We start from the raw sequence: 4,750 nt of genomic DNA, 5'->3' as shown, positions 1-4,750 counted from the left end.
CTGCTCGCCTTCCCGTTCCTGGTCGGGCTCTCCCGCTGGTTCGCCCGTGCGTCCGCCGCCGCGTACCGGCGTACCCGGGAGCCGGCGCAGCGCGTCGTCGGCCGCGCCACCGGACCAGTCCTCCGGCGCGGCGAAGACCGCGGTGGGTACGACCACCGCCCGCAGGTACGCGAACAGGGGCCGGACCGCGTGCTCCAGTGCCAGCGAGTGCCGGGCCGTGCCGCCGGTGGCGCCGATCAGCACCGGCCGGTCGACCAGTGCCCCGGCGTCGACCACGTCGAAGAAGGACTTGAAGAGCCCGTTGTACGAGGCGGTGAAGATCGGGGTGACGGCGATCAGACCGTCCGCGCCGGTCACCGTGTCGAGGGCCTGCCGCAGCGCGGGCGACGGAAAGCCGGTGAGCAGGTTGTTGACGATGTCGTGGGCGTGTTCCCGCAGGTCGACCGACCGGACCTCGACGGTGGCGCCCCGCCGGGCCAGCTCGTCGCGGGAGGCCGCGGCGAGCTGGTCGGCGAGCAGGCGCGTGGAGGACGGCTGGGACAGCCCGGCCGAGACCACGGCGAGGGTACGGCGGCTCATCGACCCGCCTCGCTCCCCGCGCCGGCGAGGTCACCGGTGACGGCGTCGTCGCCGGACCGGGCGGCGACCTCGGCGGCGGCGACCAGGGAGGCGTGGGTCGGTGCGGCCGGCACGTGGGCCGGGCGCAGCGACTCGAACTCCTTGCGCAGCACCGGGACGACCTCCTCACCCAGGATGTCGAGCTGCTCCAGCACCGTCTTCAGCGGCAGGCCGGCGTGGTCGACGAGGAACAGTTGGCGCTGGTAGTCACCGACGTAGTCGCGGAAGCCCAGAGTGCGGTCGATGACCTGTTGCGGGCTGCCCACGGTCAGCGGGGTCTGGGAGGTGAACTCCTCCAGCGACGGCCCGTGGCCGTAGACGGGGGCGTTGTCGAAGTACGGGCGGAACTCCCGCACCGCGTCCTGCGAGTTGCGCCGCATGAACACCTGTCCGCCGAGCCCGACGATGGCCTGGTCCGGGGTGCCGTGGCCGTAGTGGGCGAAGCGCTGCCGGTAGAGACCCACCATCCGCTGGGTGTGCTCCTTCGGCCAGAAGATGTGGTTGGCGAAGAAGCCGTCGCCGTAGTAAGCGGCCTGCTCGGCGATCTCCGGACTGCGGATCGAGCCGTGCCAGACGAACGGCGGCACCCCGTCGAGCGGGCGCGGCGTCGAGGTGAAGGACTGCAACGGCGTACGGAAGCGGCCGGACCAGTCGACCACGTCCTCGCGCCACAGCCGGCGCAGCAGGTCGTAGTTCTCGATCGTCAGCGGGATGCCGTTGCGGATGTCCTGCCCGAACCACGGGTACACCGGCCCGGTGTTGCCCCGGCCCATCATCAGGTCCACCCGGCCGTCGGCCAGGTGCTGGAGCATCGCGTAGTCCTCGGCGATCTTCACCGGGTCGTTGGTGGTGATCAGCGTGGTGGAGGTGGAGAGCAGCAGCCGGGACGTCCGCGCGGCGATGTAGCCCAGCATGGTGGTGGGCGACGAGGGCACGAACGGCGGGTTGTGGTGCTCGCCGGTGGCGAAGACGTCGAGACCGACCTCCTCGGCCTTGAGCGCGATGGCGACCATCGCCTTGATCCGCTCACGCTCGGTCGGCTCCCGCCCGGTGGTCGGGTCGACCGTGACGTCGCCGACGGTGAAGACTCCGAACTGCATGACCGACTCCTCTGTCGTCCGACCGGGACCGGTGCGGCTCCCGGACGCCTGCGACAACATATTTGACGAGTCAACTATTCCGGTCCGCGGGGCCCCGGTGGAGTCGCGCCGGGGCCCCGACGGACGCCTCACCCGAGCTGGATGTTCCGCCAGGCGGTCGACTCCAGCGGCGGGTCGCCCAACTCGAACTCGGCCCAGTTGTTCCAGTACGCCACCGCGTCCACGTCGCCCTGCTGGCGCAGCCACGTGACGTGCTCCTGGATCGCCCGCGCCCGGCCCGCCCCGGTGGTGTCGGCCGTGATCCGGCTCAGCCCGTACTCCGGCACCAGCAGCCGGATCCCCGGGTACGCGACGCGTACCTTCCCGAACGCCGCGCCGAACATCCGGGACACCGGCCAGTATGCGGCGGTGTCCCGCGAGTAGCAGTCGACCCCGTAGTGGGTCATGCCCGGGTAGCCCCAGTCGGTCGCGTTGCCGCGCCCCTCGTCGAGCCAGTACCGGGTGACGATCGGGCCGTGGCCGAGCACCCAGCGGCGGTTGCGGTGCGCGGCGACGATCTGCGCCAGTCGCGTCGCGGTGGCCCGGTACGCCACCGGCGTGACGTCACCCATCGGTTCGTGGTACCAGGTCAGGTAGATCGGCCGGCCCAGCCCGTCCAGCCACCCGGCCAACTGCTCGACGTCGTCCTTCCAGGACACGTGCATGACCGCCGACGGGGCGTCGACGAACTTGCCGGCGTTGAGCGGGGGCAGTTCCGGCAGGTTGTCGGCGTCGCCGCCGTCCGTGCCGAAGTCGCGCATGTAGCGCAGGCCGGGGTATTCGGCCACCACACGTTGGGTGCGCGCCCCCTTCTCGGCGCTCATCCCGACCAGCAGCGGCACGGTCAGCGTGGCCGTGGCGGTGCCGGTCCGGCCGGCGGTGTCGCGGGCCGTGGCGGTCAGCGTGACCGTGCCCCGGCCAGCCACCACGGTCACCGTGAAGCGGGTCGGATCGGTGGCGTTCGGGGTGACGGTCACGCCGGGTGCGGTGCTGGTGAGCTGGACGGTGAGCGGCACGCTCAGGTCCACCCGGACCGGGGCGTCCCAGGTGACGCCGGTGGGGTCGCTCACCCGACCGGAGAGGGTCAGCAACCGCGAGTCGGGATGGTAGGCGTCCACCCGTACGGAGGTGGACTGCCCGGGTAGCAGGACGGTCTGGTCGGCGGTGACGGAACGGACGACGGGTGCGGCCATGGGTGCCTCCGGGGCGTGGTGGTCGGCGCTCCGGCCGCACGTCCTAGGGCAGCCAGGACGGCTCTGAACTGCGCTTTTACCATTCTGCGTCGCGTGGGGGGCAGCGCCACCGGTGGCGGCAGATGGCGCAAAACCTGCTCCGTCCCCGCGCTCGGAGGGCCCGGCCGCGCGGCCGCACGGACGGGCCGACCGGGGTCAGCCGCCGGCGACCGACGGGAGCACCTGGACCTCGGCGTCGGCCGGGACCGGGGTGTCCAGGCCACCGAGGTGCCGGCAGTCCTCCCCGTCGACGTAGACGTTGACGTACCGGCGCAGCTCGCCCCGTTCGTCCCGGATCCGCCGGCCGAGCCGGGGCCACTCGCCGGCCACCTCGTCGAGGACGGCACGCAGCGTGCCGGCCGCGGTGACCGTCAGCCGGCTCGCTCCCCCGGCCTCGCCGCGCAGCGGACCGGGCAGCAGCACGGTGACCACGTCAGACCGTCGCGGCGCGGACGGAGAGGACGTCCGGCAGGTGGGCGGCCACCAGCGACCAGGAGTCGCCCTCGTCGCGGCTGGCGTAGACCTCCCCGGAGCGGGTGCCAAAGTAGACGCCGCCGGGCTCGCCGTCGTCGGCGCACATCGCGTCCCGCAGGACGGCCGGGTAGAACGGCCCCTCCGGCAGGCCGGCGTCGACCGGCTCCCAACTGCCGCCCGCGTCGGCGGAGCGCCAGACGCGGCAGCGCCGGCCGGCCGGGAAGCGCTCGCTGTCGGCGGCCAGCGGGAAGGTGAAGACCGTGCCGGGCCGGCCCGGCAGCGACACGATCGGGAACCCGAAGTCGCTCGGCAGCCCCTCGGCGATCGAGGACCACGTGTGCCCGTCGTCGTCGGAGCGGTAGACGCCGTGGTGGTTCTGCGCGTAGAGCCGGTCGGGGTCGCCCGCGTCCCGGGCCACCTTGTGCACGCACTGCCCGAACTCGGGCCACTCGTCGGGCAGGAAGTAGGCCCGGATGCCGGTGTTGCCCGGCGCCCAGCTCGCGCCCGCGTCCGTCGAGTGGTAGACCCCACCGGTGGACATGGCCACCGCGACCCGGTCGGGGTGGCGGGGGTGCGGCAGCACCGTGTGCACCGCCTGGCCGCCGAAGCCCGCGCCCCACTGCTCGCGGTGCGGGTGGTCCCAGAGCGCGCGGACCAGCTCGTAGGTCACGCCGCCGTCGTCGGAGCGGAACAGCGCCGACGGCTGGGTGCCGGCCCACACGACGTCCGGCTGGTCCGGCCCGGCCGGGGTGAGCTGCCAGACCCGGCCGAGCGTCGCGCCGGTGTCGGCGGGGAAGGCGACCGGGGCGTGGTCGGGCTCGTGCCACGAGGCGCCGAGGTCGTCGGAGGTGGCGACGCTCGGCCCGAAGTGCGAGCTGTCGGTCCCGGCCAGCAGTCGCGGCGTGGCACGGCGGGTGTCCACGGCCACTGCGTACACCCCGGTCATCGGGAAGTGCGGCCCGGACACCTCCCAACCGCGTCGTCCGTCCGTGCTGGTGGCCAGGAAGAGCCCCTTGGCCGTCCCGATCGCGAGCAGTGTGGCCATCGACCGTCTCCGTCCCCTCGGCGAGTGCTGCCGTGATTATGGCCACACCCCCCGACAAGCCGCCGTCCCCGCGCCGCCGGCGGACGGATCAGCGGCTGCGGGGGACGTGGCGTCGGTAGGCGCTGACCGTCGGGTCGCCGTCGATCCAGAACCTCCACGGCACGTCGTGCGCGCCGGTCACGCTGACCCGGGGCCCGGCGGCCACCGCTGCGACCGGCGCTCGGGCCGGTGCCGGACGACGC

The 4,750-nt window shown here is 73.4% G+C and carries 4 protein-coding genes and 2 pseudogenes; all 6 read right to left on the bottom strand.

Going from position 1 to position 4,750, the window contains the following annotated elements:
• Positions 1-105: 105 nt before the first annotated feature.
• Positions 106-579, bottom strand: a pseudogene (locus AB0I76_RS22750) (CE1759 family FMN reductase); the annotation flags it as partial.
• The gene (locus AB0I76_RS22745) at positions 576-1,718 is read right to left on the bottom strand and encodes an LLM class flavin-dependent oxidoreductase (protein WP_357038844.1); all 1,143 of its coding nucleotides are present in this window, start codon (positions 1,716-1,718) and stop codon (positions 576-578) included. The pseudogene AB0I76_RS22750 and the gene AB0I76_RS22745, both read right to left, overlap by 4 nt.
• A 128-nt stretch (positions 1,719-1,846) precedes the next feature.
• Positions 1,847-2,950, bottom strand: a complete 1,104-nt coding sequence (locus AB0I76_RS22740; protein WP_357038841.1) for a hypothetical protein — start codon at positions 2,948-2,950, stop codon at positions 1,847-1,849.
• Between the two features lie 195 nt (positions 2,951-3,145).
• Complete coding sequence (locus tag AB0I76_RS22735) at positions 3,146-3,421, bottom strand: MoaD/ThiS family protein (protein ID WP_357038838.1); 276 nt, start codon at positions 3,419-3,421, stop codon at positions 3,146-3,148.
• Position 3,422: 1 nt separating this feature from the next.
• Positions 3,423-4,508: an exo-alpha-sialidase gene (locus AB0I76_RS22730; RefSeq protein ID WP_357038835.1), complete on the bottom strand. Its 1,086-nt coding sequence runs from the start codon at positions 4,506-4,508 to the stop codon at positions 3,423-3,425.
• 88 nt (positions 4,509-4,596) lie between these two features.
• Positions 4,597-4,750: pseudogene (locus tag AB0I76_RS22725) on the bottom strand (3-methyladenine DNA glycosylase); the annotation flags it as partial.

Origin of the sequence: Micromonospora sp. NPDC049799 (assembly GCF_040656655.1) — a bacterium.
In the GTDB taxonomy this organism is placed as follows: Bacteria; Actinomycetota; Actinomycetes; order Mycobacteriales; family Micromonosporaceae; genus Micromonospora.
This window is presented reverse-complemented; position numbering and strand designations above follow the sequence as displayed.